This window comes from Halorubrum sp. SP9, from assembly GCF_005435015.1.
In the GTDB taxonomy this organism is placed as follows: domain Archaea; phylum Halobacteriota; class Halobacteria; order Halobacteriales; family Haloferacaceae; genus Halorubrum; species Halorubrum sodomense.
The window spans coordinates 1-493 of record NZ_SGXU01000330.1; the positions used below are offsets into that span (position 1 = coordinate 1).

General features: G+C 55.4%; 2 pseudogenes. Both read right to left on the reverse strand.

Features of this window, described 5'->3' with window-relative positions:
• A pseudogene (locus EXE45_RS17765) lies at positions 1–93 on the reverse strand (RNA-guided endonuclease TnpB family protein); the annotation flags it as partial.
• A 97-nt stretch (positions 94–190) separates the two neighbouring features.
• Positions 191–493 (reverse strand): annotated as a pseudogene (locus tag EXE45_RS20980) (hypothetical protein); the annotation flags it as partial.

Here is a 493-nt window from a genome sequence, read left to right on the forward strand (position 1 = left end):
GGGACAGGAGTATTCACGGATCCACAACGGCTTCTCCGTCGAAACGCCGCACGACGCGCACTCCTTGGTCGTCCCTCTGGGATTGACCGTAACGTTGAGAGCCCACAAGAACTCGCGGGATCGTACGGAAGACGAAGTTTTCTGTGATGACGAGACGCTCCGCGTCTCGAACCACTTGCCCCGAGACAGTTCACGGGGGATTTCGGCCAGTATTGAGCGGGTCGTACGAATCCATGTGATAGGCGACCCGCCAGAGTTTGAGGACGGCACGAGTGACCAATACTTCGGGAGCATGTTTGATACAGGATTCTTCGACCTCATCTGGCTTTGAGCTCGCAGTTGGCGGCGGATGATAATGTTCGAGCCCCGTGACGTTGAGATAGTCGTCTGTATGTGGATGTTTTTCCCATCGAAAATTCACCGCTTCTGTGTCCGTATAGTGGAACTTGTAGTCAGCCTGTGTGGTCCACTGGACGTCTATCCGCGCCGCGTC